The 25,278-nt window shown below is 40.6% G+C and carries 22 protein-coding genes and 2 pseudogenes; 4 read left to right on the forward strand and 20 right to left on the reverse strand.

The annotated features are described in order from the left end of the window. The first annotated feature begins 121 nt into the window (after window positions 1-121). A complete protein-coding gene (locus tag V6668_RS17800) occupies window positions 122-667 on the forward strand; it encodes a cupin domain-containing protein (protein WP_047843398.1) in 546 nt (181 codons plus the stop codon). A 96-nt stretch (window positions 668-763) separates the two neighbouring features. On the opposite strand, the gene V6668_RS17805 is transcribed toward V6668_RS17800, so the two are convergent. From V6668_RS17805 to V6668_RS17840, 8 genes are all read right to left on the reverse strand, one after another. After that, complete coding sequence (locus V6668_RS17805; RefSeq protein ID WP_338706316.1) at window positions 764-1,438, reverse strand: GntR family transcriptional regulator; 675 nt, start codon at window positions 1,436-1,438, stop codon at window positions 764-766. A 102-nt stretch (window positions 1,439-1,540) separates the two neighbouring features. Continuing rightward, a complete protein-coding gene (locus tag V6668_RS17810) occupies window positions 1,541-3,175 on the reverse strand; it encodes an extracellular solute-binding protein (protein WP_076328521.1) in 1,635 nt (544 codons plus the stop codon). A gap of 247 nt (window positions 3,176-3,422) precedes the next feature. Then, complete coding sequence (locus V6668_RS17815; protein ID WP_036613592.1) at window positions 3,423-4,295, reverse strand: carbohydrate ABC transporter permease; 873 nt, start codon at window positions 4,293-4,295, stop codon at window positions 3,423-3,425. Between the two features lie 12 nt (window positions 4,296-4,307). Further along, on the reverse strand, window positions 4,308-5,237 hold the full coding sequence (locus V6668_RS17820) for an ABC transporter permease (protein ID WP_339177159.1): 930 nt from the start codon (window positions 5,235-5,237) through the stop codon (window positions 4,308-4,310). A 588-nt stretch (window positions 5,238-5,825) separates the two neighbouring features. Next, window positions 5,826-6,617 (reverse strand): HAD family hydrolase, encoded by a 792-nt coding sequence (locus V6668_RS17825; protein WP_076328520.1) that lies wholly within the window; start codon window positions 6,615-6,617, stop codon window positions 5,826-5,828. A 28-nt stretch (window positions 6,618-6,645) separates the two neighbouring features. Further along, window positions 6,646-7,155, reverse strand: a complete 510-nt coding sequence (locus V6668_RS17830; RefSeq protein ID WP_017688037.1) for a hypothetical protein — start codon at window positions 7,153-7,155, stop codon at window positions 6,646-6,648. Window positions 7,156-7,280: 125 nt separating this feature from the next. Then, window positions 7,281-7,490 carry a DUF896 domain-containing protein gene (locus V6668_RS17835; RefSeq protein ID WP_017688036.1) on the reverse strand — a complete coding sequence of 70 codons (210 nt, stop codon included), beginning with the start codon at window positions 7,488-7,490 and terminating at the stop codon, window positions 7,281-7,283. Between the two features lie 95 nt (window positions 7,491-7,585). Further along, window positions 7,586-7,963: a LysM peptidoglycan-binding domain-containing protein gene (locus tag V6668_RS17840; RefSeq protein ID WP_076328519.1), complete on the reverse strand. Its 378-nt coding sequence runs from the start codon at window positions 7,961-7,963 to the stop codon at window positions 7,586-7,588. 296 nt (window positions 7,964-8,259) lie between these two features. Between V6668_RS17840 and lexA the strand changes: the two genes are divergently transcribed. After that, window positions 8,260-8,886, forward strand: coding sequence for a transcriptional repressor LexA (gene lexA, locus V6668_RS17845; RefSeq protein ID WP_017688034.1), 627 nt, complete (start codon window positions 8,260-8,262; stop codon window positions 8,884-8,886). Window positions 8,887-8,991: 105 nt separating this feature from the next. On the opposite strand, the gene V6668_RS17850 is transcribed toward lexA, so the two are convergent. Next, window positions 8,992-10,293, reverse strand: coding sequence for an aldehyde dehydrogenase (locus V6668_RS17850; protein ID WP_338706318.1), 1,302 nt, complete (start codon window positions 10,291-10,293; stop codon window positions 8,992-8,994). Between the two features lie 731 nt (window positions 10,294-11,024). Here V6668_RS17850 and V6668_RS17855 point away from each other — a divergent pair. After that, window positions 11,025-11,336, forward strand: coding sequence for a hypothetical protein (locus V6668_RS17855; protein ID WP_036673874.1), 312 nt, complete (start codon window positions 11,025-11,027; stop codon window positions 11,334-11,336). A 104-nt stretch (window positions 11,337-11,440) separates the two neighbouring features. Here V6668_RS17855 and V6668_RS17860 read toward each other — a convergent pair. The 5 genes and pseudogenes from V6668_RS17860 to V6668_RS17880 all read right to left on the reverse strand — a co-directional run bounded on the left by V6668_RS17860 (window position 11,441) and on the right by V6668_RS17880 (window position 16,478). After that, window positions 11,441-12,741, reverse strand: a pseudogene (locus V6668_RS17860) (IS3 family transposase). 148 nt (window positions 12,742-12,889) lie between these two features. Further along, a complete protein-coding gene (locus V6668_RS17865; RefSeq protein WP_235200808.1) occupies window positions 12,890-13,564 on the reverse strand; it encodes an adenosine deaminase in 675 nt (224 codons plus the stop codon). Window positions 13,565-13,627: 63 nt separating this feature from the next. Continuing rightward, complete coding sequence (locus V6668_RS17870) at window positions 13,628-13,831, reverse strand: hypothetical protein (protein ID WP_017688028.1); 204 nt, start codon at window positions 13,829-13,831, stop codon at window positions 13,628-13,630. Window positions 13,832-15,034: 1,203 nt separating this feature from the next. Next, the gene (locus V6668_RS17875) at window positions 15,035-16,054 is read right to left on the reverse strand and encodes a phosphotransferase enzyme family protein (protein WP_338706319.1); all 1,020 of its coding nucleotides are present in this window, start codon (window positions 16,052-16,054) and stop codon (window positions 15,035-15,037) included. Window positions 16,055-16,355: 301 nt separating this feature from the next. After that, window positions 16,356-16,478, reverse strand: coding sequence for a hypothetical protein (locus tag V6668_RS17880; protein ID WP_268745234.1), 123 nt, complete (start codon window positions 16,476-16,478; stop codon window positions 16,356-16,358). Between the two features lie 919 nt (window positions 16,479-17,397). On the opposite strand from V6668_RS17880, the pseudogene V6668_RS17885 reads away from it, so the two are divergent. Beyond that, a pseudogene (locus V6668_RS17885) lies at window positions 17,398-18,581 on the forward strand (tyrosine-type recombinase/integrase). 70 nt (window positions 18,582-18,651) lie between these two features. Here the strand turns inward: V6668_RS17885 and glnA are convergent. The 6 genes from glnA to V6668_RS17915 all read right to left on the reverse strand — a co-directional run bounded on the left by glnA (window position 18,652) and on the right by V6668_RS17915 (window position 24,999). After that, window positions 18,652-19,980, reverse strand: coding sequence for a type I glutamate--ammonia ligase (glnA, locus tag V6668_RS17890; RefSeq protein WP_036613569.1), 1,329 nt, complete (start codon window positions 19,978-19,980; stop codon window positions 18,652-18,654). Window positions 19,981-20,109: 129 nt separating this feature from the next. Continuing rightward, on the reverse strand, window positions 20,110-20,523 hold the full coding sequence (locus tag V6668_RS17895; RefSeq protein ID WP_017687924.1) for a MerR family transcriptional regulator: 414 nt from the start codon (window positions 20,521-20,523) through the stop codon (window positions 20,110-20,112). Window positions 20,524-20,605: 82 nt separating this feature from the next. Continuing rightward, window positions 20,606-21,859 (reverse strand): aminotransferase class I/II-fold pyridoxal phosphate-dependent enzyme, encoded by a 1,254-nt coding sequence (locus V6668_RS17900; RefSeq protein ID WP_338706321.1) that lies wholly within the window; start codon window positions 21,857-21,859, stop codon window positions 20,606-20,608. An 83-nt stretch (window positions 21,860-21,942) separates the two neighbouring features. Next, complete coding sequence (gene hflX, locus V6668_RS17905) at window positions 21,943-23,229, reverse strand: GTPase HflX (protein WP_076317601.1); 1,287 nt, start codon at window positions 23,227-23,229, stop codon at window positions 21,943-21,945. A 124-nt stretch (window positions 23,230-23,353) separates the two neighbouring features. Further along, entirely contained in the window at window positions 23,354-24,325 is a 972-nt protein-coding gene (locus tag V6668_RS17910) for an AAA family ATPase (protein WP_036613563.1), read from the reverse strand. A gap of 110 nt (window positions 24,326-24,435) precedes the next feature. After that, the gene (locus tag V6668_RS17915) at window positions 24,436-24,999 is read right to left on the reverse strand and encodes a DUF402 domain-containing protein (RefSeq protein ID WP_036613560.1); all 564 of its coding nucleotides are present in this window, start codon (window positions 24,997-24,999) and stop codon (window positions 24,436-24,438) included. Window positions 25,000-25,278 lie beyond the last annotated feature (279 nt).

Here is a 25,278-nt window from a genome sequence, read left to right on the forward strand (position 1 = left end):
AGATCGGGTTTGGTCCCGAAAGATGGCGGGTTTGCACGAATATGAACGGAATTTCAGAATCGACAAAAACAAAGCAATCCGATATAATTCAATTAAACCAAGTGGAAAAGAGGGAAAGAACATGGCTGAAATTGTTATCCGAAATACGAACGAACGCATCACTGGTGACGAAAATGTTCGAAATTTCTTAAACAAATACGAAGTATTATATGAGAAGTGGGACGCTTCCAAACTGAACACTGATCTGCAAAATAACTTTGGATTAACTGATGAACAGAAAACCGAGGTTTTGGAAACTTATGATTATGAAATCAGAGATTTGGCTGCACGTCGCGGATACCAGATCTGGGATGTCATCACGCTGTCCGAACAAACACCAGATATCGAAGAAAAGCTCGCCAAGTTCGAAGAGATCCACACCCACGCTGAAGATGAGATCCGTGCAATTGTCGCTGGTAAAGGAATCTTTGTTATCAAAGCTACAGATGATGTGGGCTACTTTAATGTAGAACTGTCTCCAGGAGACGTTATCTCTGTACCTGAGAATACACCGCACTTCTTCACATTAATGGAGAACAAACAAATTATTGCTGTACGTCTGTTCATCGAAAAAGATGGCTGGATTGCAGATCCATACCCTGATCCTACATTTATCAAACAAGCCTAACACTCTCGTGTTACAACTTGCTTAACCAAAACCCCTGTTCAATTGAACAGGGGTTTTCGCATATGCATATGGAGAGTAGTATACAACATCGGTGCATTATATAAAATAATGCGGGTATTTCGCCTTTATCGATTCCTGTTCAATAACAACGAGTCTAAGATGAGCTTCCATCACCTGAACTGCTTGCTCGGTCTGACGCTCTGTGATAAGACGATAAATCTCTTTGTGCTGGGAGATAATGACCTCCAGGTTGGAGTCCTCCGCTAGACGTAATAAACGCAACCGATTAAACGGAATATTCAGTTGTTGCAACATTTTCCATGTTCTTAGCTTACCCGTGCCCTGGAACAAAATCTGATGAAACTCTTCATCCAGTTCAAATAGACGATAGAAATTGTTTTTCCCTATACAGACTACCTGCATTGCAATGTTGGTTTCAAGTCGAAATCTGTACTCTTCAGGAAAAGAAACACAAGCCAAAGTCACGATTTCCTTCTCCATCTTCTCCCGCATAAACCTGCCTTCTTCCACATGCTCCAGATTAATATGAGAGACGATCGTTCCACTCTGGGGAATAATGTCCAGCAGTTCTTCTTCAGCAAGCTTCATGAATGCTTCTCGCACGGGTGTTCTGCTCACCTGCAGTTCATCTGCAATCTCTTTCTCTGAAATCTTGGTACCCGGCTTAAGTTCCAGGTGAAGAATTCGTTCTTTTAACAGGTTATATGAATATGCCCGGGTCGAGCCTCTAATTTTTTGATTAAGTGACATGCCTAGACCTCTTTCTATCAGCCGTATTCATTCATCTTAGCACAAATTACCGTTCCACTTATATATCGGTGTGAAACGGTAATCTGGCCAACATCAACTATATTATTGCTTGTTTTCTTTGTAGGCTTTGTACGTGTCATTTGCCAGCTTCAGATAATTAGATAATCCTTGACTATCCAGCTCTTTGGCAAACGTATCGAATTCAGACAAGTCTCGCTCACCCAAGATAAATTTAAGTGTATTTTGATCCGAATAATCTTTCAGTGGTGTACTCAGAAGTGTCACCCGTTCACGGTCCTCTGAAGAGTAAGGAATTGGTGGTTCTGCCGGGATCACTTCCTTGGTATCCTTCATGTCTTGCTGGAATTTCAACTCTTCTTCACTAAACATCGATTGCAGCAGATCTGTCGTACCACCGTAGGCAAATACTCCACCAGAGAAACCAAAGTCAATACGCAGATCCTTCGTGCCTTTAGGATTCAAGCCATTGTAGTTCACATCTTCTACCAATTCACGTTTTCCGCCCTCTTTGGTAAATGTTTCGCCTTCAACGCCCCATTTGGCAAACTCTTGACCCTCATCACTGTAGTATAACCAATCCACAAATTGCATAATGGCTTTGAAGTTTTCGCTTTTTTGAATTTTCCCGGATATCATGACACCGTTTTCAAGTCTTGAGCCAGACATTAATTGCCCTTTTGGCCCACCAGGAACTGTAATCTTCGCAACAGAGTATTTACCTTCTCCCAGCGTTTTGTTCATATCATTTCGGTGCAGCACTACCGTTTGGGAATTACCATTAATCATGAATGATTTGCCGGATACAAATTTCTGTACAGCCTGATCATCATCCTGTGTGAAACTTTCTTTGTCCAGCAATCCTTCGGATACCAACTTGTTAAAGTACGTTAGCATTTCCTTATACTCCGGCGTAGTAGCCGTGTACACAAATTCATCCTGATCTTCCTTATACGTCAATCCGTTACCAAAACCCCATCCAGCCTTGGTACCAAAGCCGGTAGCCGCAATACCTAATGTGCTATTAAATTTGAAACGGTCCGAGAACGGAACGGAATCCGGGTACAGCTCTTTGAGTTTCTTTGCAGCGTCATACAGTTCATCCCATGTGGTTGGGATCGCAATGTTATTTTCTTCAAAAACATCTGTTCTTACGATTAATGTATAATCTGGCCATACTTCTTCATGCAGACCCGGGAGTACATAATACTTGCCATCTTCCTGTCGAAGTCCTTCGATTTCTTCTTCCAATCCCCATTTTTCCACTTTATCCTTGAAGTTGGGCATCAAATCAATATAATCACTAACGGGCAGAATCGCACCGGAAGATACAAAAGCAGATTCTTCACCAGGATAGGTCTTTGGAATAACCAGCGGTGCATCACCAGAACTGATTAGAAGAGATCTCTTCTGAGAATAGTCACTCATAGGAACAATCGTTGGCTCAAGTGTAACACCAGTCATTTCAGTCATCTTTTCGAAAAGCAACCAGTCTTTTTTGTACGGATAGGTAGGTTGATCACTATACAGTATCGATAGATTAAACGGCTCAGTCGCCTTGAATGTATCCCCTACATTGTACGTCTCCATCGCTGCCTTGGTTTGAACTTCTGTGACGTCACCTCCTGCTCCATTACCGCTGCTACATGCTGCCAGAACAACGGTCATCATTGATGCCAACACCATTTTACCAACAAACTTACGTGGCTTTTGATTCATTTAGGTTATCCCCCTGAATTTGGTTTAAGTTGACCTTGCCTTAAAACTTTTTAATCAATAAAAAGCGAAGCGCTCGCCTACAAGCTTTCTGAAAGAAAGCTGCATCGGAAGCATATGCTATCACCGGATTTTCCCTTTTAAAAAGGGAATCGAAAAAATCTGGGGATAACAGCGATTAAAAGGTTATTCTGTCATCGGAGTGTTCCGTGTAAATCATCTTTAGTTCAATTTATATAGCTGCTACGTATTACTGTTTAACAGACCCTAACATGATACCGGTTACAAAGTATCTTTGGACAAATGGATAGATGGTGAGTATCGGCAAGATGGTTAATACCATCGTTACTGACTTAATATTGGCAGCAATCTGTGTCAGGTTATCAGCTGAGGTTGCACCGGCAGATGCCCCACTTGTCGCTCCTGCAATCATATTGCGCAAATAAATGGTGACAGGGAACAGTTCTTTTTTGTCCAAATACAGAAAGGCTGGGAACCAGGAATTCCAATGACCTACTGCGTAGAACAGCACCATGGTTGCCATAACGGCTTTACTAAGCGGCAATATAATGCGTAACAAGATCCCGTAGGTGTTCAAACCGTCAATGGAGGCAGCTTCCTCCAGTTCTTCAGGCATATTTTCAAAAAATGACTTCATGATCAGCATGTTGTATATGCTAATTGCGCCAGGAACAACAAGTGCCCACATGGTGTTGTTGAACCCAAGGGAATTAATCAACACATAGTTTGGAATCAATCCACCACTGAAGAACATCGTGAATACGGCGAACATCGTCAGAAACTTGCGACCCATCAACCTCTTTTTGGACAGGGCATATGCGAAAATAGTCGTCATAAACATGGAGATTAACGTACCTACTACAGTGTAGATAATCGTATTTTTATAATTCGTCCAGAACATGCTGTCACGTGAGATGGTCTTGTATGTCTCCACATTGAATCCTCTTGGGAACAAACTAACCTTACCCGAATTAATATAGGACTCACTACTGAAGGATTGTGCCACGACATTTAAGAATGGATAGAGCGTTATAAATACCACGAACAGCAGAAAGATGACATTGAATACTTTAAATACCTTGTAAGATCTGGATTCCTGCATGGTGCTCCTCCTTTACCATAAGCTTCTTTGTGTCAGTCTGCGTGAAATGGCATTTACGGAGAACACCAGAATCAGACCGATCAGCGATTCGAACAAGCCAATTGCGGTAGCATAACTGAAGTTACTGGATTCCAGTCCCACCCGATACAGGTAAGTGGAGATCACATCAGATGTCTCGTAGATAAGCGGATTGTACAAGAGTAAGATTTTTTCAAATCCAACTGCTAGGAAATTACCCATGTTCAAAATCAATAACGTCACAATCGTTGGCAAGATCCCTGGTAACGTTACATGAATCGTTTGCTTCCACCGATTGGCACCATCGATACGCGCAGCTTCATACAAAGAATCATCAATGGTTGTCAGTGCAGCCAGATACAGAATTGCCCCCCAACCCATACCCTGCCATACCTCAGAAGTGATATAGATTGTTCTGAACCATTCAGCCCGCTGCATAAAAGGAATATTGTCTCCGGTGAAGAAAGCCACCAGTCCATTAATGGAACCATTCACTGCTGTCAGCTGCAGGATCATACCCGCAACGATAACGATGGACAGAAAATGAGGCAGATATGACGCGGTCTGTACAAACTTTTTGAATCGTTTACTCTTCACTTCGTTAAGCATCAAAGCAAAAATGATTGGAACCGGGAATGTAAAGAGCAATGCAAGTCCGCCCAACATCAGCGTATTACCAAATACTCTCCAGAAGGTAGGGTCCTCAATGAACATTTTGAAGTATCTTAATCCAACCCACGTTTCTCCAAATATACTTCCCCCGGGAACAAAACGTCTGAACGCAATCACATTACCAATCATCGGCCCATATTTGAAAATAAGGAGATAGATGATGGGAAGGATTAATAGTGAATACAGCTGCCAGTCTTTGCGAAACAAGGTTGCTGCCGTTCGTAATCTGCTCTCTTTACGTAAAGATGTCATGGTTAACGTTGTTTTAGCGGTTTCCGACTCCATGTGTTTTCACTCCGATCCAGGACTTGATAAGTAAGAGTAATTCATGTACAATCTCCATCGTTTCTCCTCTTGTAGAAGACAACAACTCCTTTAACTTCACCCCCACTACCAAATAGATAATTGCTGAATGTAAGCGATATCAATTTGGTGTATTATGTAGAATCACACAATCCAAGGTGCTTCACATCATTCATTAGCACTTACTAAGTGGTGTGATTTCCAAATCGGAAGAAGATACTCTAAAATATTAAGCGCTTACAATAAATCAAAATAATAAGCAATAACTCCCTGCTTCCATTTAATGAAGTAAGTCAAAAAGAAATTGCTTTATGACAATCTAAATACTAGTCATACTAGTATGTTAGTTATATTCTAATCCAGCTTCCCCCTAATTTCAATAACTTTTAGTAAAAAAAATGGAGATCTCTTTTAACAAGGTAATTTACTCAACTAGCTCAAATAAAAAAACATTGGTAACTTCAAGAACGACATCATCGTTCATTGAAGCTTCCAATGTTTCAGGGTGCTGAGGAAAGATGTTATAACTGATTCCGCTTAGAACTTAGCAATAAGCTGATTTAATTCCGATAAATGTGTTATTTCATGGTCTGGCGCATACTCTTCATTGTTGGTCTTATGCTCACGGTTAATCCATACGGATTGGATGCCAGATGATAAAGCACCACGAATATCAGTCGTTAACTTGTCTCCAACCATCATGCTCTCTTCGGGTTTAACACCCAGTTTACTCAAAGCATGTTCAAATATCGACGGATCTGGTTTTCCTTTTCCGAAGTTACCCGAGATAATAATCTCATCAAAGAAAGGAGTCAATTCAGGTACACCATCCAACTTCTCTTGTTGCAAAGCAGGACAACCGTTTGTTAACAACAACAGTTTGTACTTTCCTTGTAACTGACGCAAGGTATCCATCGTTTCTTCGTATACATGAGGTCTGGATCTCCGTTCTACTCCAAACTGTGCGGCCAGTTGTTCAGCAAGATCTTCCCGATCTATACTCAACTTCAACAAGCCACGACGCCATGATTCTTTACGGTAAACTGGAGCAAGTTGTTCCAACTGACGGAACTCAGGTTGATCCCCACCAGTAAAGTTAGCCCAAAGGCCTTCAAACGGATTGATTCCAATCATTTTAGTAAAAGGAAAGGTTTCATATGATTCATACAGTCCACGTGCCTCATTACGAACAGCTTCTTCAAGTTCTTCTGGTTTAACCCCAGTCTCTTTCGCTGCGATTAGACAAGTCTCATGAAAAGCTTCTCGAACACTACGGTCATCCCATAATAAAGTATCATCTAGGTCGAACAAAATCGCTTTTAACGCCATTCCGATCATCTACCCCTTTATGCAATAATTACTTTTCGACGGTTTCCACGGTGATCTGGTGTGCTTTTGCAAACTTCAGCAAACGTTCTGCAATCGCATCTGTATCGTAACGGTTCAATAACTTGGTGAACACCCATCTTTTCCCGCGACTGTTATGTTCGATAACAACTGTACCTGGTTCAATTCTGAATTTGACGATATCGTCAACCCCAATTGAACGTTCACGATTACCCTTCGTCGTTATAATCCGATTACTGCTAATCTTGATGTATGGACGTCGAAGCATGAAGATGACTGCCAAAAATACGTAAAGCAGCATGGTCACCCAGTCCCAAGTTGTCATTGGAGCTTGCACAAGGAACGTGCTCATAAACAGATACAAAAAGGCGAGACCAATCAAAAATATAGGGAACAAAAGACTGCGTCCCTTAAAGACTTCTTCACCTGGTGTACCTGTGATTGGTTGACCACTTTTTTTGCGTTGCTGATTTAACTGCTTGGAATTTTTCTTAACCGTTCTCTCGAACGAACGCGACATGAGAATCCCCCTTATGTGTCTTTGTATCGGCTTACATAATTGCAAACCTACATTTCCCCCTATAAATTGTACACTCAAAATACCAGGAAGAAACCTAAATATCATAATGATATCATTAGGTTTCGTTAGTGTTTGAGTTTGCCTTGGTGGCCTTTGTCATTCTCATCATCAACAATCTCAATGGTATCCAGTTGTTGTCTGAAATTGCTGCGAATATTACTCAAATAAATCTCTCTTAGCTCGGCACGTTCAGCAAGCTCTTCCTCCGACAATCCAGTGGACTTTTGCTTACGAGCCAATTCGTTAATGCGTGCTACCAGACTATCTATATCCAAGCTTGTCCCCTCCAAAAATACAAAGTCATATTAACTTTGCCATTATAAAGGCTGCTTGTCAAGCTGACACGCGCTAACACTCATTGATGTGCATTTTATTCTGCAAATTGCGGTAGAGCTAGTACTTGTCCCACTTGGATGGAAGTTGTATGAAGTTGATTCACTTTCTTAATTGCTTCTATATATATACGTGTATCCATATTCGTCGGTTTATGTTCCAAAGAAATACTCCATAATGTTTCCCCTTGTGAAACAGCTATCTTTCCTCCAGGCAGAACAGCATTCTCATTGCCGGCAAATACAGTTAAAACGGTGCTGCATCCAATAAATATAATCATAGAGGTAATGACTACCTTTAACATCCATGAAGAAATCTTGAAACGCGCTAAAACCTTCTTGTAGTTCCCTATGTTAGACTTCACCAGTTCCGAATTCATTGGTTCATAAATGCTTTGATAAGTAGAATATCTCATTAAATACCCGCCTCCAAACGTTTGTTCCTATCTGTTGGAATCAATATAACACGAACACTTGTTTTGTTCAATAGATTTTTAGAACAATTGTTCGCTTCTTTTTTGAAGGAGAAATATCTTATTTCAAGTCCTTTTACAAAACATTTGCAGTATTATGCTCTGACTTTTGGACAATTTCTGTTCTATAAGCTAAAAAACACTGATTTAATGCTATTTTATTTAGAACTTATGTTTGTACGAACGGAGGTTCTATGTTATAATTTTCCCAAACGTTACTAAAATGGGGTTGATACGGTATGTCGAAGATATCCAGCAGGCAGCAGGCTATTCTGGAGTTTATACGAAATGAAGTCCGGTTGAAGGGGTATCCTCCTTCCGTACGGGAAATTGGTGAAGCGGTTGGACTGGCTTCCAGCTCAACAGTACATGGACATTTGGATCGTTTGGAGAAAAAAGGTTTGATCCGACGCGACCCTACCAAGCCAAGAGCCATTGAGCTTTTGAGCCAAGAAGAATCTGAGCATTCTCATCAATTTGCTCATAGCGTTGCACGTATTCCTGTTGTTGGTAAGGTTACAGCCGGGGTTCCAATCACTGCAACCGAGAACATTGAAGACTACTTCCCTCTTCCTACACATTATGTAGGCGAACAGAAAGTGTTTATGCTTTCGGTAGTCGGAGATAGCATGGTGGAAGCTGGAATCGTTAACGGAGATTACGTTATTGTCCGTCAACAGCAAACTGCTGATAACGGTGATATCGTCGTTGCAATGACTGAAGACGATGAAGCTACAGTGAAAACGTTCTATAAAGAGAAAGATCATATTCGCCTTCAACCGGAGAATGCGACCTTCGAACCTTTACGTTTGAAACATGTTAGTATTCTGGGTAAAGTCATTGGCCTTTTCCGAGATATTCATTAATATTTAACTTGAGTAACAAAACTAGATGTAATGAAATACGAAAGAGGTTATCCTGATCAACAGGACAACCTCTTTTTTTCATGTTTATGTTATTTTAGCGGCTAATTATTCACTGCGTTTCAGAACACTCTTGTGATGCGAGAACACATCAAAGCTCTGTTGTCCGTGATATGAGCCCATACCGCTCTCTCCTACACCACCAAACGGGAGGTAGTGTGAAGTCATATGAGAAAGTGTGTCATTAATACATCCCCCACCGAAGGATACTTGATTCAGAACCTGATCCTGCAGCTGCTCATCCTGTGTGAAGAGATATAGCGCCAATGGTTTTGGCCGGCGAACAATCTCATCTAGCATAGGATTCAGGTCACTGTACGTAAATACAGGAAGAATCGGACCAAAGATCTCTTCTTGCATGACAGCTGATTCCCAGTTCACATCTCCAAGTACAGTCGGCTCAATGAGCAACTGCTCTCGTACAGAACGTCCACCAATCAGCGTTTTGCCATCTGTTAGGAATTTCGACAACCGATCAAAGTTACGCGAGTTAACAATATGCGGGAAATCAGCGTTCTGTAACACATCGTCCCCAAATTTATCTTTGATCTCTGCGCCAATCAGATTGATCAATTCGTCATGAACTTGTTCATGTACAAGCAAATAATCCGGAGCAACGCAAGTTTGGCCTGCATTCAGGAACTTACCACGAACAATACGCTGGGCCACCAGCTTCAGTTCTGCATCGTTATGGACAATAGCAGGACTCTTGCCCCCTAGCTCCAGGGTTACAGGAGTCAAATGCTCCGCAGCTGCCTTCATAACAATGCGACCAACACCTGTGCTTCCTGTGAAGAAAATATAATCAAACTTCTCTTTCAACAATGCTGTACTGGCTTCAACTTCCCCTTCCATAACGGCGATATACTCCTGAGGGAAGATCTCCTGAATCAGATCATATGTCAGACGAGATACCGCTGGTGTTAATTCAGAAGGCTTGATAACTGCACAGTTACCGGCTGCAATTGCTCCAATCAGTGGACCAAAGGCCAGTTGGAAAGGATAGTTCCAAGGTGCAATAATAAGAGCCACTCCGTATGGTTCAGGGTAAATGGTGCTCACCCCATCCGGCATAGCCGAATTGGTTGGGACTTGTTTTGGTACAGCCCATTCCTGCAGGTGTTCTAATGCAAAATCCAGTTCACCCAGAACAATGCGAATCTCGGAACCGTAAGCTTCCGCCTCTGATTTGTTCAAATCTGCCCGAAGTGCATCTTGAATCCGTTGCTGATACTTTTCAATTCCTTTTCTAAGCTGTTGAAGTGAATTAATCCGATACTCAATATTTTTAGTTTGTCCTGTATAAAAAAATGTACGTTGATCTGTCACCAGTTGTTTTGCCTGATCCATATTAACATCTCCAATTAATTATTTAAAATTAAATTGTTTAAAATTTAATTAAAGTATACCTCTTCTATATGAAACTTTCAACATACAAATGAAACATCCATTTGTATGTATTTGAACGATGGTTGGAATTTTAAATGAGTGAATGCTAGTATTCCTTTCTATTTCATGGCTATCAGAATTTCTAAGGAAGTTTGATTTAAATCTTTTGCTTCAGACAGTTTAATATTAATGAAAAGTGAGTTTTGCGATTATCTAAATCGACGAACGAATATGTTTGTTATAAAGGTAAGCCTTGGTCACAGATAAACACAAAAATGTTACGTGGGCAAGTGAAGAAGAATCAGGGGACATGTTTTGGCAATTTGCTTTCAGATGATTTATCCATTCCCGGCCACAACTTCACAACGAGCAGATTTTAATCCAACAACTACATCTGAGAGCTGTCTTCGAAGAAAGGGTTAAATAATATCAAATCAACTTGTACTACTTCTATTAAAAAAAGTCATCTAGTATCTCACTCATCCGCTGCATTTCATGATCGTCCAAATCTGTTTAGATTGGATATACTATTTAATCAGTTGGAGGAATTTTTGGAAGTTACGTTAGTAGATCTGTAGGGGAAGAAATACAAATCACAATGTAATATATATCATAATTTTACATAGAATTATATGGTATTTTTAGAAAGTAAAGTTTTATAATTCATTCAAAAAAATTTAGGAGGTATTTACATGAAAAAGAAACTAGCCACAATTGGAGCGCTCACTGCTATAGTAGCAAGTATTGCTGTTCCAGCATCACTTGCTTCTGCCTCATCTTCTGTTCAAGGTTCTGTAACTGCACAAAGTGTTACGATTCAGGCGACGCAAAAATATGTGAGATATTCAGATGCTAACAATAAGTATGGAGATGCGAAGTATGTTCCAAAGACATATACTTATGCTGATGGAGTTTGGTATGGAGTACTCAATCTAGCATCTACTACCTACTCAAACGGATTATATTACGGAAACTATGAAGGTTACGTAACGAAAATGGAGTAATTTTGTCATCACAATAAAATTCACGTATATTAAATATAACAATACTAAAAGAAGGCTTCTGAATTCTAAAGTGTACCCTTTGTAAAGGACATTTCGAAAAAAAACTAGGCAACTTGTTGAAGCTGCTGTCTGTATTTTACAGGCGGCAGCTTTTTCAAATTCCATTGCCCTCGATAATGATTGTAGTACGTCATATAACTCTTAATTTCTCGTTTTACTTCTTCTAATGTTTCGCAATCTTTGATATTCGTTTCATCCTTAAAATGCCCAAAGAACGATTCTTGGGGAGCATTATCCCAACAATTGCCTCGACGTGACATGGATTGTCTTAATCCCATTTTCTTCACTACGGATTGGAATTGTGGTTTCGTATAATGAAAGCCTTGATCAGAATGGATCAACGCATCTTTGGTTAAATGGCGATGCTTCTGTAATTTACGAAGCGTGTTTAGCGCAATTCCTATACTTAACGAAGAAGAAACTTCATACGCTAAAATTTCATTCGTCTGTGCGTCTTTAATCGTCGATAAATACGCACGTTTATTGACTTTTTACGTTAAATATGTGATATCGCTTAATAACACCTTTCCCGCCTCGCCTGGCTTAAAATTGCGCTGTAATTCGTTTGGACAAGTGCGATGTTCTTTCGTTGCTTTTGCCATTCTACGGGCTGGATTAGACTTTCGAATGGGACAGATGATCTCAAATTTCTTCATGATCCGGCGAATCCGCTTCAAGTTGAACGTCATTTTGTACTGATTTTCTAACGTCATTTTGATTTGGTGTGCTCCTTTTTTTCGTCCACGAAAATGATACGCCTTTACAATCTTATCTGTTTTGGCTTTAGCTACACGCTTCTGCACTGATTTTTCAGAGAAGCAATTGTAGTATCCAGAACGTGATACTTCCATAACATCGCATAGATAGCTGATTAACCGTTTCATTTTATACGTTCAGATCGTCCGATAAATGAGTTCAAACTTCAGCTCTGGTGCCACTTTTATTTCTTTTTCAACATCTGCCTTTCGAGTAGATCGAGTTTTTTTAGCAGTTCATTTTCCGCTCGTAACAATTGATTTTTTGCTTCTAATCGTTCAATCTTTTGTTCTAATGTTAATTCACGTTCCGATGGGCGACCTGAATTTGTTTTACGTGTATCCTGTAAGCCTTCTACACCCGCTTCACGATACGAAGCACGTCAACGTTTTCCGGAAGAACGAACACGCTCCAAACCAATACATTCAACATCTAAGCCTGCTTCTTCAAAAATGTCTCGTGGCAGTTTCCCCTGTTCATTTTGTGCAATGAAATGGCGCTTAAATTCATCGGTGTACGTAATCGCCTTTTCGCTAACAGCGATTACATTTGGATTCCGTTTTAGCAGTTCTTGTTCTTTCTTTGTCAGTAATCTTTTCGTCGTAACATTTCCGCTCCAACCTCTTTTTTTTCATTATAAACAAAATACCCTATAAGATGGGCTTTTTTCAAAGTGTCCATCTTATAGGGTACATTTTAACTTTAATCGGCTTTTTCTATCCCACAACATAAAAGAATTAATACTCGTTTACTGGACCACAACCAAAAGGTTGGCAAGTCTGGATTGTCGAAGCGGTATCAATAAAATCGGTATAATCATGATATTTGTAATAATGATGGTCTTTCCTGATGAATAAAGTCGCATTAAAATCACTATGCTTAACATCTCTAGTATATGTTTTTGTTACCCAATAGGCTCTGGGTGCATCCTTAGAAACATAATAACCACCGATGCTTACAAGTATGCCCGCTATTCTACCACCTACAGGTCCTCCTATAAAGGAAGCAAGTATACCTGCTATTGCAGAAGCAGTTGCATATATTATCTCTGTGGAATTTTCTACTTTGCCTTTATATACATAACCGTCTGCTAATGCTTGTGGCGAGAAACTGAGATCTTCGTGAATAGGTTTTATTTCGTTTGTAGCATAATTCACTTCGCCAGTTTGAAGATTTTCATACTTTACTTTAGTCTCATCAACTTTTGTAATTTTTAACTTATCTTTACCATTTAAATCTGTTGCAATATAATAGCTGTCATATTGAATTAATGTAGAACCGTCTTTAAAAGTGATGGAATTATCGGTTGTACTTTCGACTAGTTCTAAAAGGCTATTTTCCACTTGAAGTGCTGGGAAAGAATTTGCCTGATCTTGAGCGAATGCTGGAATTGAGATAGATGTAGAAAGCATGACTCCGGCTAAAATGTTTTAGCAATTTTCATTGTTTGTATCATTTTAGTCCTCCATTCAATTCTAATCTTTCTTTTTTCTAAAAAAATCGAATTTGATTACGTAATCAAACAAAGATGTAATCACAATAGCACCAATTGGAATAAACAAATAAACCCAGAACGGATTATTTGGAGCTTCGCCAGGCGGAGAATCTGTTAAAATAAAGTAAAGAACAATGCAATAGATTATAGCCAATACAATACCTGTTATGTTTCTATTTTTCATAGTTGCTCTCACCTCTTGTTCACAGAATCAAGTATTGTATTTCCAACTCAAAATATTATGACATAAATTTGGTATAATTTCTCTTATATACCTTAAAGTTTTTAAATAATATTTATGATGATAGCTTTAACCAGTATAATCCCTTTTGCTCAACAACTATTTTCAGTACTATATTTCGTTTTTAATATCTGACTCCCTATCTCAGCGTTGCAGTTGCTATATAATAATATGTAACTTCTCATGCGCTAGGATACTAAATGATATTTTCAGTTAAACGCACAATGATTAGACACATCTCTATTCCGACACTTGGTACAAGGTATAAGTTCTGGTCTCGAACTAAGGACATGAACTATAAAGCTAAAGTATGGTCAAATTCTCTGAAATAGGGTAGAATTGTTATAGTTACTTTCTCAGCGATAAAACAAATGTAGTAGACTAAACATAACTTTCGGAGCCAAATATGACTCCTGCACAAACGAGCCTTATATACAAAGGCTCGTTTTTTGATTTATCTTGTAAAATATCTTTTCCGTTACTAATTCGAAGATTTTCCTTTTTACATCTTTCAACAACAACATTTTACTGCTCTGTTCGATACTTTGATTAACTTGCGCTCGCTGTAAGGCGGTTTTACATACACAAAAAAAGAAATAACGTTCTATACAGTACCCGTTCTCTCGACATGTGCCATCATCTCTTATCAGAAGTTTTCCCATCATTCCTACAGCTACCCATTCTGGACGCTCCGTATAGGACGGATGCTTTCCATATAAAAGCTCGATCTTCCATAATGCCTCAACCGTTTTTGGCATCTCGCTGAACTGAACATTCGGCGCAAACCATCAAGCCCCTAGAAAAGAAAAAAGACGACCCACCAATTCGAGTCGCCTTCATTCCAACTCAATGCCAGTTTAAAAAATCACGAAACGACCCAAACAGCTCTGTCAAAATACACCCCGAAAATGAAGGGGAACTAGAGAAGCTGAAGAACAATTGGATCGGACAAACTTCATGAATAAGCATAAATCTTCATAATAAACAGAAAAGTTTCAGCGCTAAGTACACAAGTAGATCTTATATAAACTCGAAGTCATAGCTCACGTTTTTAAAACTTGATGATACGAACAAACACTCTAAACAGCGACCTATTGTAAATCATCACCATAAGATATCATTATTTTAGCCCGGTATCGGTTAGTATTAATCCACATTTACAGGCTCGATCACTTCGAATAAAAATGGATTACCATTTAAATATTCTCTTATGTATGCTTGGGCATACTTTTGTTCATCGATTAAACTGGTTGTTTCTCTTGGATCAGAGGAGTGATGGCAGGTGTTCTCGATCATGAACATGACAAAAAAACATTCCAGATCCCGAATATAGTCCGTTTCCAACTTCCTAATACTCTCATAACCTTGGACAAGCATCCATCGATGTTTTGGCCAAAGCTCCAATATGGTACCTGCCATATCATAGAGATAATATCCGTACCCACATCTTCCAAAATCAATCGGATAGGGTTGATTATCTCTAAAAACCATATTACCGGTATGTAAATCAGCATGAATGAGCCCATAGTTATGTTCACTTGGATGCATCGTGGTAAGTTGGGATACAACCTTCTCAGCTGCATCTTGATACAGCTTCCACCCCTCTTCGGATAAAAAACGTTCATAATAACGTTCCAACTTAGCCATTTCACGTTTAAAACTTTCCACTCCCCAAGTAGGTCTTACAAAATCAGAAGGTGGATTGAAATCCTTTGCCGCTGCATGGAGCCTGCTCATCAATACACCCATATTATATGCTTGATTATCTGTAAATTCACCTACTGCTTTTTCACCTTCTATCCACCGCATCATCGTTACATAAGGGCGCCTATATCCTATCTCTGTTTCGATGTCCAATACATAAATACTATCACAATTTGCCATCCCTTCTGGTACAGTTAGATCTTTCGATTTGTTCAGGGCTTGTAACAGTAGGAGCTCCGAACGAATTTCCTCTCTGCTTAATCGGTCCGAATGAATGCGAAGTAAATAATTGTTATCTGTACTGGTTTCAATTTTATAGGTGATCGTATCGGATAGTTTAATAAACTGGATGTTATCCCATTCTAAGTCATACTTTCCAATTGCAGATAAAGCGACTTTCCTTGCTCTGATTAATAACGCCCGCCGTTCTTCATCAGTATCAAATCTAAAAAAATCATTCATTTGTTATCCCCCTACAGTTTTATGAAGTAAACCAACTACTTCTCTTATATGTTATTATAACGATAGTAAAAGCTTGAAAATATGTAGTAAACAATTTAAACCATAATATACACAAAAAAGTCACATTAGAATTTCTTCCAATGCGACTTTTGTTAAACTATTATTTTGTATAAACGATCTTTTTAATAGTATCGCTTGAAAAGAAAAATCGATCTGAAAGTTTCTCGATAGTGCCACCATCGAGAAACTTTCGCCGGATTTCATCATTTCTAAGATTAAAATTTTTCTACTGCCTGAATTTTCACTCCAATTTTTTACGCAAACCTTTTGATTTAGGGACGTAAACCAATCCACCGTTAATATACTTTTGTATTTCATTTAGTAATTCTTCTGGAAAGATGATGTCGGCATTTACATATCTCATGATAGCCGCTCCTTAAAATAGTTGAATTTTAAGGTAGTAAAGTCTACACTATAACAATTATCACTATCCGGATTTAAGCGGTTACTTATATTATTAGCTCTATACAAACAACCGCCGTTGTTCATAAAATAGACTTTGTATAGAACATATCTCGAACATTGTCATAGTGTCTCCCCTTCATAGATAACATTCAAACTAAAATATGTCTTCATTGGAAATAGAATGCTATCTCAATAGTAACATATTACTCCAAGTGGGCGAAGTGTCAACACTATACAATTAAGTCGTTTGAGCTAAACTGTCACATCTCATCTATTCCTTACGGACCATCAATATTAGACACTCCACATGTATCGAGTACGTGAATACTTTAAGCTCCTTCCTGCAAACTCAGCGTTGCCGATGCGATATCCAGTTCAATTCTCTGCTTTATCACTAGCGATGATATGGTTCGCCGCAGTTAATCTTAAACTAAACTGCCCGCTAGCTTAATGAATTAGAGCAGTGACAAGTAGTTAAATACTTATCTAATCGGTAATCAGATCATTTCCTTTTCGGCAATCGGTACAAGTTCTGGTCTCGAACCAAGGACAAGAACTTTAAAGCTAAAGTATGGTCAAATCCTGTGAAATAGGGTGGAATTGTTTTAGTTACTTTTCCGCAAGAAACCTCTGCACTAATCCAAACATAGTTATTGGAGCCAAATATGACTCCTGCACAAACGAGCCTTAGTTACCGAAGGCTCGTTTTTTGATGATTTCTTTAAAATATCTTTTCCGGCTTTAATTTGAAGCTCTTTCTCCTTTTTCATCTTTAACCCAGAACATTTCACTACTCTGCTCAAAATTACGCTTACATCGCCGTGAGGCGGTTTTACATACACAAAAAAGGAACTAACGTTCTATTAGGAGGAATCAAATTGGCAAGTTTCAAGAAATTAAAAAGTGGCTGGAGGTATCGGTTAAAGTACACCGATCCGTTCACTCAACAACAAAAAGAGAAATCCGAGGCTGGTTTTCGAACTAAACCAGAAGCTGAATTGGCTGCTGCTGAATTTTTAAGGCAGCTAAAGCAAGGGTTCGAACAGACCGACATTCCTTTGGTCGATTACATTCGAAATTGGATAAATAACTACAAAAAAGGAGTTGTACGAAAGAATACGATCAAACTACATGAAAACAACCTTAACACCCATATCAAACCTTATTTTAAGCGTCTGATGCTCAAAGATTTAAAACCAGATATGTATCAGGTCTTTTTGGACTCTCTATTTAAAAAGGGGCTCAGCAAACGTACGGTCGAGATCATTAATTCTACTGTATACTCAGCCATGGAGCATTCATTGATTCAAGGGAAAATATTACGCAATCCATGTAAAGGTTCAATTATTAAAGGAGAGCACAAAAAAAGTCGATTCAATTCATTGATTCAGAGGACATTCCCAAATTTCTTCATACTGCTCGAGGAGATGGGTACATTTATTGGATTTTCTTTAAAGTGCTGATTGAAACGGGTTTACGAAAAGGTGAGGCTGCCGCTTTAAAGTGGTCGGATATCAATTTCAAAGAAAAGACGATCCGCGTGGATGAAACACTCGATTTCCAAGCTGAAGACGAGGACGAACTTTTCGGAGATACAAAAACCGAAAATTCTACCCGTACAATTAGTGTAAGTAACGGAATTATTAATGATTTAAGGTATCATGCTTCATGGCAGAATCAAAATAAGATCAATTTAGGGGAGTCAATATACAGACACGATTTAAACCTAGTCTTGTGCAAAAACGACGGTAGTCCGATGCCTAAATCTAGTCTCTTTAATGCTTCGAAGAGGATTTTGAGAAAGGCTGGTTTGAGTGAGGAATTAACAATTCACTCCTTGAGACATACCTATGCCGTGGTAATACTTGAAGCTGGGGCTGACATAAAATTTGTACAAGAGCAACTTGGGCATGGCAGTGTGCAAATTACATCCGATGTGTATGCTCATATTTCTAAAAAGCTAGAAAAGCGTAACATTGATAAATATGAAGAGTACACTTCCCGTATTTTTGGATCAGAGAATCAAAAACCGGGGGACGTTTGGGGGACGCAACCTCAATAGAAGTGCAATCTCCTCAAAACGTCCCCCGGCTAGATACTTCAAAACCCCGTAGTTACAAGGAATTCAGCTATTAGTACAAAGTAATATATTGATCGCGTTCCCATTGGTGGACTTGTGTGCGGTACATATCCCACTCAATTTCTTTCAGCTCATAGAAGTGAGCCAAGGCGTGGTCGCCGAGAGCATCACAGATGACTTCGCTACGGATCAATTCATTCAATGCTTCTTTCAGGTCAGCTGGCAAGCTTGGAATGCCTTCTTCCACACGCTCTTCTTCTGACATGATGTAGATGTTACGGTCAATTGGAGTTGGTAAGGAAAGCTCACGTTTGATTCCGTCCAGACCTGCTTTTAACAGAACAGACAAAGCCAGGTAAGGGTTAGCAGCCGGATCCGGGTTACGAACCTCAACACGTGTACTCAGACCACGGGAAGCTGGAATACGTATCATTGGGCTACGGTTACTAGCAGACCATGCTACATAACAAGGTGCTTCATAACCTGGTACAAGACGTTTGTATGAGTTCACAGTTGGGTTAGTAATTGCTGCAAACGCACGTGCGTGCTTCAGAGTTCCAGCCATGAAGTGACGAGCAGTTTTGCTCAGACCCAACTCGTCCGACTCATCAACAAATGCGTTCTCATTGCCTTTGAACAAAGATTGGTTACAGTGCATACCGGATCCGTTCATACCAAACAGCGGTTTCGGCATGAATGTAGCATGTAAACCATGCTGACGTGCAATCGTTTTAACAACGAGTTTGAACGTTTGGATCTGGTCAGCTGCTTTCAGAGCATCAGCATATTTAAAGTCGATCTCATGCTGACCTGGAGCTACCTCATGGTGGGAAGCTTCGATCTCAAAGCCCATTTCTTCAAGTGTGATAACGATGTCACGACGACAGTTTTCACCAAGATCCGTAGGCGCAAGGTCGAAATAACCACCTTGGTCATTCAGTTCGTTAGTTGGGTTTCCTTTTTCGTCTGTTTTGAACAAGAAGAACTCGGGTTCAGGACCAACGTTGAAGGAAGTGAATCCCATATCTTGGGCTTCCTTCAGGTTACGTTTCAAGATACCACGTGGATCTCCTGGGAACGGATTACCATCCGGAAGATATACGTCGCAAATCAGACGTGCAACACGGTTCTCTGCAACCCATGGGAAAATAAGCCAAGAATCTAGATCTGGATAGAGGTACATGTCGGACTCTTCAATACGTACATAACCTTCAATGGAAGATCCATCGAACATCATCTTGTTATCCAGAGCCTTAGTCAACTGACTCACAGGAATCTCAACGTTTTTGATAGCTCCAAGCAAATCAGTAAATTGCAATCGAATGAATCGTACGTTTTCTTCTTTCGAAATGCGGAGAATGTCTTCTTTTGTATAACTCACTATAACCTCTCCCTTTCTTATCTGCGTATTTGGCTTGCCTGTTATATTTGTACATTAGAAAGTTCCACGGGTCAAGGAGTCTCACACCAAAAGTGCATGTTTTCCCCTCACTCGCCAAGTTATGCGAATTTAGTTTTTATTAAAGAATCGGGAAAGCTCTCCCTGAATGAGAGATACTTGTCCTGGTCTCTTACCTGATACAAGCTGCTGCTTCAGCAAGCGGTGCAACTGCGTATCGGACAGCTCTCTGCGTTTAACTTCAGTATCTGGCGTGATAACTGTAGCTTCCTCGGATTCTTTTGAAACAGGATTCATCACTTGTTTGATGCCCGCGATGTTAACTCCTTTTTCAATCAAAGCCTTGATCTCTAGCAATCTCTCTACGTCATTAAAAGAGAATAACCGTTGATTACCTGACGTTCTCGCAGGAACGATCAAGCTGTGCTGCTCATAGTAACGAATCTGACGTGCAGACAGATCCGTAAGTTTCATTACAATACCAATTGGGAATAAGGCCATATTTCTGCGGATTTCATCACCCATGTTCATCAACCTTCCAGTCATCTATTCTTCACCCTATTGTACATTTAGTTATTACCAAGTGTCAATGACGTGTTAGATAAACTCACAATAATTTACGATCTTTCATAGTCTGTAACGCCATCAAAACGCCATATTTGACATGAGAGTACGTTAATCCGCCTTGCATATACCCGATATACGGCTCCCGAATAGGCGCGTCGGCTGATAATTCCAGACTTCCACCCTGAATGAACGTACCTGCCGCCATAATGACAGGGTGCTCATAACCAGGCATATCCCACGGTTCAGGAACCACATGGCTATCCACAGCTGCTGCACGCTGAATCCCCTGCACGAAGGCGATCAGATGCTCGGCAGAGCTAAACTTAACAGCCTGGATCAGATCTGTGCGAGCTTCATTCCAGGCGGGTTTGGTTACAAATCCGGATTCAGCAAACATCGCAGCAGCAAACGTACTTCCTTTGATAGCTTGTCCTACAATTGTCGGTGCCATGTAAAGTCCTTGGTAGATGCCACGTGTTGTCCCCAGCATTGCTCCCACCTCTCCCCCAATTCCAGGGGCTGTCAGACGATAAGCTGCCAACTGTACGTATTGTTCCTTCCCACATATGTATCCACCGGTTTCCGCAATGCCTCCACCAGGATTCTTGATCAGTGATCCGGCCATCAGATCAACTCCGACTTCTGTCGGTTCACGTTCCTCCGTGAATTCACCGTAACAATTATCTACGAATACGATGACATCTTCCTTAAGCGCTTTAACACGCGTAACCATGTCAGCAATCTCAGCAACACAGAAGGATGAGCGCCAGTCATAACCACGTGAACGTTGAATCCCAATGACTTTTGTAGCCGGTGTAATGTTTTTTTCAACTGCTGCCCAGTCCACTCCACCTTCATCAGTTAAGGCCGTCTCACGGTAACCGATGCCAAAATCGCGTAATGAACCTGTGCCATCACCGGGTTTGCCAATAACTTTATGCAACGTGTCGTAAGGCTTACCCGTGATGTACAATAATTCGTCACCCGGACGCAAAACTCCAAAGAGAGCTGTACTAATCGTATGAGTACCTGAAGCAAAATGAGGACGCACCAACGCGGCTTCCGCGCCGAATACATCAGCATATACTTCATCAAGTACTTCACGCCCACGATCGTTATAGGCATAACCTGTTGAACCTGCAAAGTGAAAATCACTTACTTTTCGCTGTTGGAAAGCATGAATCACCTTCCATTGATTGTGATCTGTGATCCGATCAATCTGTTGCAGTTGTCCTTCAATCTGACGCTCCACTTGACGTTGAAGTTCAGATATTTCTGAATCAAAGCTTACCATCTTACTTCATTCCCCTTCATAGCACGAATCTGACGTCGAATATCCATTATCGTGTAACTTATCACATCAATATGTCATGAATATTACAATTCAATGAATTCTTCAAGCATATAACCAAATTTCTCATATTCACCTTTTTGCAATTCAACTTCATAAATGACATCATTCTCTTCAAAGCTGGTATCCACTACATCACCAATTTTATAGAGTACTGACGTAAGATCACCACGTTCTGCCGGAATACGGAAGCGCTTCGTATCACCTGTCAGCTCTGTCTGAATGAATTCACGGATTTTAAGCAGATCCTCCGAGTCTAATGCGCTTACTTTAATATGGTCTTTATCCAATGGAAGCATCTCAAGCTGCTCTGGTGTGCACGCATCTTTTTTGTTATACAGGACTAACTGCGGCTTGTCCCCTGAACCAAGTTCTTGCAGAATCGTATTAACCGTCCGCATCTGATCTTCACGCATAGCTGATGAGGCGTCCACAACATGCAGGATCAGGTCTGCCTCATTCACTTCCTCCAACGTTGCCCGGAATGCTGCAATCAGATCATGCGGTAGATTTTGAATAAATCCAACCGTGTCGGTAAGTACGATTTCTTTTCCACTTGGAAGTTCCATCGTACGTGATGTAGGATCCAATGTTGCGAATAGCTGATCTTGAATATACACATCTGCAGCCGTCAACTGCTTGAGCAAAGTTGATTTGCCAGCATTGGTATAACCAACAAGGGCCACCTGAACAATACCTGTCTTTTTACGGCGTTCACGATGCAACTTACGATGCCGTGTCAATTCTTCCAGATGACGTTTCAGATCATCGATACGACCACGAATGTGACGGCGGTCTGTCTCCAGTTTGCTTTCACCTGGGCCTCTTGTTCCGATTCCGCCCCCGAGTCTGGACAGGTTCTTGCCATGACCCGACAACCGTGGCAGCAAATAGCTATGTTGAGCCAATTCCACTTGAATGATACCTTCTCTAGTATTGGCCCGTTGTGCAAAGATGTCCAAAATCAATTGGGTACGGTCAATAATTTTGAGATCGAGGGTTTCTTCCAGATTACGAACCTGTGCACCTGACAATTCCTGATCAAAAATAGCCGTAGTTGCTCCGAGCTCCTCCGCGATTGCACGGAGTTCTTCCACCTTACCTTTACCAATGAACCATTTGGTATCACGTTTTTCCCTGTTCTGAGAAAGTACACTTAGCACTTCCACTCCAGCTGTCTCGGCAAGTTTCACCAATTCCTCTAAAGAGTACTCAGGATTGATACCTGTACGTTTAACATCATCCGTAACAAGACTCACCAAGACGGCGCGATCTTTTTTGACCATATCTGTATCATGCGTGCCATTTGTCATGTATATGTTCACTCCCTCTAATTACTTAATCAATCCGTTGATATACATTGCCACGAATATGCCATGGCATGCCTTAAGCCGAACCGGTTGGCCCGGCCGGCTGGTGTAAAAACTATATTATCGCTTACTTTCGCTCAAAGTTCAAATCCTCTGTACGGATTGTCATCAGCTCCAGTTTTCCTGGACTGCCTTCCGAGTATTGTTCCAACAAACGAACCGCCTGATGCCTGATCGAACGCTCAATGGCATTACGAACGTATCTGGCGTTACTGAACGCATGCAGCGAATCATTTTTTTCCTGAAGCAAATGTTGTTTTAGCTTGAGTATGGTCTGTGGCATTAGAATATAGTCACGCTCTTTGGCCATAATCTCAGAGATTTGAATCAACTGATCAATGCTATAGTCTGGAAACTCCACTTGAATGGGAAAGCGGGAAGGTAATCCGGGATTGGTCTGAAGAAAAAAATCAATCTCATCTGAATAACCAGCCAATATGAGAATGAACTGATTTTTGTTATCTTCCATTGATTTTACAAGCGTATCGATTGCTTCCTTGCCAAAATCCTTCTCTCCCCCGCGGGCCAAACTGTAAGCTTCATCAATGAACAATATTCCACCGAGTGCCTTCTTGACCAGATCTCTTGTTTTCTGCGCCGTGTGACCGATATATTCTCCAACCAGATCCGCACGCTCTACTTCAATAAGATGACCTTTACTCAACACACCCATCTTCTGAAAGAGTTTGGCAACGATCCTCGCCACGGTGGTCTTACCGGTTCCGGGATTGCCTTTGAAGATCATATGATACACGTGCGCACCACTAAGTAAGCCTGCTTCGGTACGCATCTGAGCAATCTGTAGGAAAGCATAGATCTCAAACACCAAGTCTTTGATATTTTCAAGTCCAACCAGTTGCTCCAATTCACCCTGTATCTCCTGGAAGTGCGCATGTTTGGTTATACTCTTGGCTGCCTGTACTGCCGCTGCTTCATCTTTGACCAACATCTGAGGTTCCTGGTTACGCAACACAATATTAATTTGTCTGGATGGTCTGCCTCCTGGTTGCTCTCCTGCAGCCATGACCCGTCCGTTCATTCGCCATCACCTCTATTTTATCGGGCTGAACTCTCCTGATTATTAATGTATTCTATCAGGTGCTCCAATATTAGAAGGATCATGAAGAATTCTACGGATAAGTAGATGACTCAAATCTGAATATTTTTTCGAAACTCTCCGTTCTCAAACAAACTCGGCCTATGCTTCAGTGATAACTGAAAGTATGGGAATACATGTGCATCAATGGCATGCAGCAGTTCCTTTGCCGTCTTGTTAGCCAAGTCATAATCACCCGTTGTAATATGTTTTCGTGACAGTGCATCTTCAAGCTCATCTTCATCCAGCAAAAATACTTCCCCATCTTTCAATACAACGACATCCAGATACAGGTCATCAAACCAAGGAACACCCTGATCGGTTATCCCCTGACTACGACATGTATCAATGTACCACTCTACAATCCGTTCCTTATCGTCAAACATCGCCGTAACTACAAAGTGCTCTCCCTTCGGATAGTATTGCAGCCAGGAATAACCTTTATCTGCGATACAGAAGGTACTGCCTCCATAAGTTTTCCACAGAGGTTCTTTCAAATCCTGTATGGTGTACAACGTAATATAACCTGTGAAAATTTTGGATTGAACGAACCGGCATGTGAATTGTCGGTTCGTAATCCGGCGCCAGTTCGCGCGATCCCCGAATTTCCGTTTCATACGAACCCCTCTTTGCCGACTACAGGTCCGTGACCTGCTCTGATGTTATTGGTGAACAATGTAATAACGTCCGCCTGATGGATTCCAGCGCTCTGGGCCCGCCCTTGCACAACGTATTACGAATAGTTACAGCTTACCATATTTAAGGTTTACACTCAAAATCAAGCTTTGTCCCACCTATTCATCAAATCGGTTTCCATTAGAGTTGGTTTTGTATAACACAAAAAAAACTGCTTCACCGGTTTCCCGGGAAGCAGTTTTTTCAATGTAGCTATAATG

This window comes from Paenibacillus amylolyticus (assembly GCF_036894225.1).
Lineage (GTDB): Bacteria > Bacillota > Bacilli > Paenibacillales > Paenibacillaceae > Paenibacillus > Paenibacillus amylolyticus.

Bases quoted from the DNA above. Each gene is read 5' to 3' on its own strand.
- V6668_RS17800 (WP_047843398.1), top strand. From the start codon at position 122: ATGGCTGAAATTGTTATCCGAAATACGAACGAACGCATCACTGGTGAC.
- V6668_RS17805 (WP_338706316.1), bottom strand. From the start codon at position 1,438: ATGTCACTTAATCAAAAAATTAGAGGCTCGACCCGGGCATATTCATAT.
- V6668_RS17810 (WP_076328521.1), bottom strand. From the start codon at position 3,175: ATGAATCAAAAGCCACGTAAGTTTGTTGGTAAAATGGTGTTGGCATCA.
- V6668_RS17815 (WP_036613592.1), bottom strand. From the start codon at position 4,295: ATGCAGGAATCCAGATCTTACAAGGTATTTAAAGTATTCAATGTCATC.
- V6668_RS17820 (WP_339177159.1), bottom strand. From the start codon at position 5,237: ATGACATCTTTACGTAAAGAGAGCAGATTACGAACGGCAGCAACCTTG.
- V6668_RS17825 (WP_076328520.1), bottom strand. From the start codon at position 6,617: ATGGCGTTAAAAGCGATTTTGTTCGACCTAGATGATACTTTATTATGG.
- V6668_RS17830 (WP_017688037.1), bottom strand. From the start codon at position 7,155: ATGTCGCGTTCGTTCGAGAGAACGGTTAAGAAAAATTCCAAGCAGTTA.
- V6668_RS17840 (WP_076328519.1), bottom strand. From the start codon at position 7,963: ATGAGATATTCTACTTATCAAAGCATTTATGAACCAATGAATTCGGAA.
- lexA (WP_017688034.1), top strand. From the start codon at position 8,260: ATGTCGAAGATATCCAGCAGGCAGCAGGCTATTCTGGAGTTTATACGA.
- V6668_RS17850 (WP_338706318.1), bottom strand. From the start codon at position 10,293: ATGGATCAGGCAAAACAACTGGTGACAGATCAACGTACATTTTTTTAT.
- V6668_RS17855 (WP_036673874.1), top strand. From the start codon at position 11,025: ATGAAAAAGAAACTAGCCACAATTGGAGCGCTCACTGCTATAGTAGCA.
- V6668_RS17865 (WP_235200808.1), bottom strand. From the start codon at position 13,564: ATGCTTTCTACATCTATCTCAATTCCAGCATTCGCTCAAGATCAGGCA.
- V6668_RS17870 (WP_017688028.1), bottom strand. From the start codon at position 13,831: ATGAAAAATAGAAACATAACAGGTATTGTATTGGCTATAATCTATTGC.
- V6668_RS17875 (WP_338706319.1), bottom strand. From the start codon at position 16,054: ATGAATGATTTTTTTAGATTTGATACTGATGAAGAACGGCGGGCGTTA.
- V6668_RS17880 (WP_268745234.1), bottom strand. From the start codon at position 16,478: ATGAGATATGTAAATGCCGACATCATCTTTCCAGAAGAATTACTAAAT.
- V6668_RS17895 (WP_017687924.1), bottom strand. From the start codon at position 20,523: ATGGGTGATGAAATCCGCAGAAATATGGCCTTATTCCCAATTGGTATT.
- V6668_RS17900 (WP_338706321.1), bottom strand. From the start codon at position 21,859: ATGGTAAGCTTTGATTCAGAAATATCTGAACTTCAACGTCAAGTGGAG.
- hflX (WP_076317601.1), bottom strand. From the start codon at position 23,229: ATGACAAATGGCACGCATGATACAGATATGGTCAAAAAAGATCGCGCC.
- V6668_RS17910 (WP_036613563.1), bottom strand. From the start codon at position 24,325: ATGAACGGACGGGTCATGGCTGCAGGAGAGCAACCAGGAGGCAGACCA.
- V6668_RS17915 (WP_036613560.1), bottom strand. From the start codon at position 24,999: ATGAAACGGAAATTCGGGGATCGCGCGAACTGGCGCCGGATTACGAAC.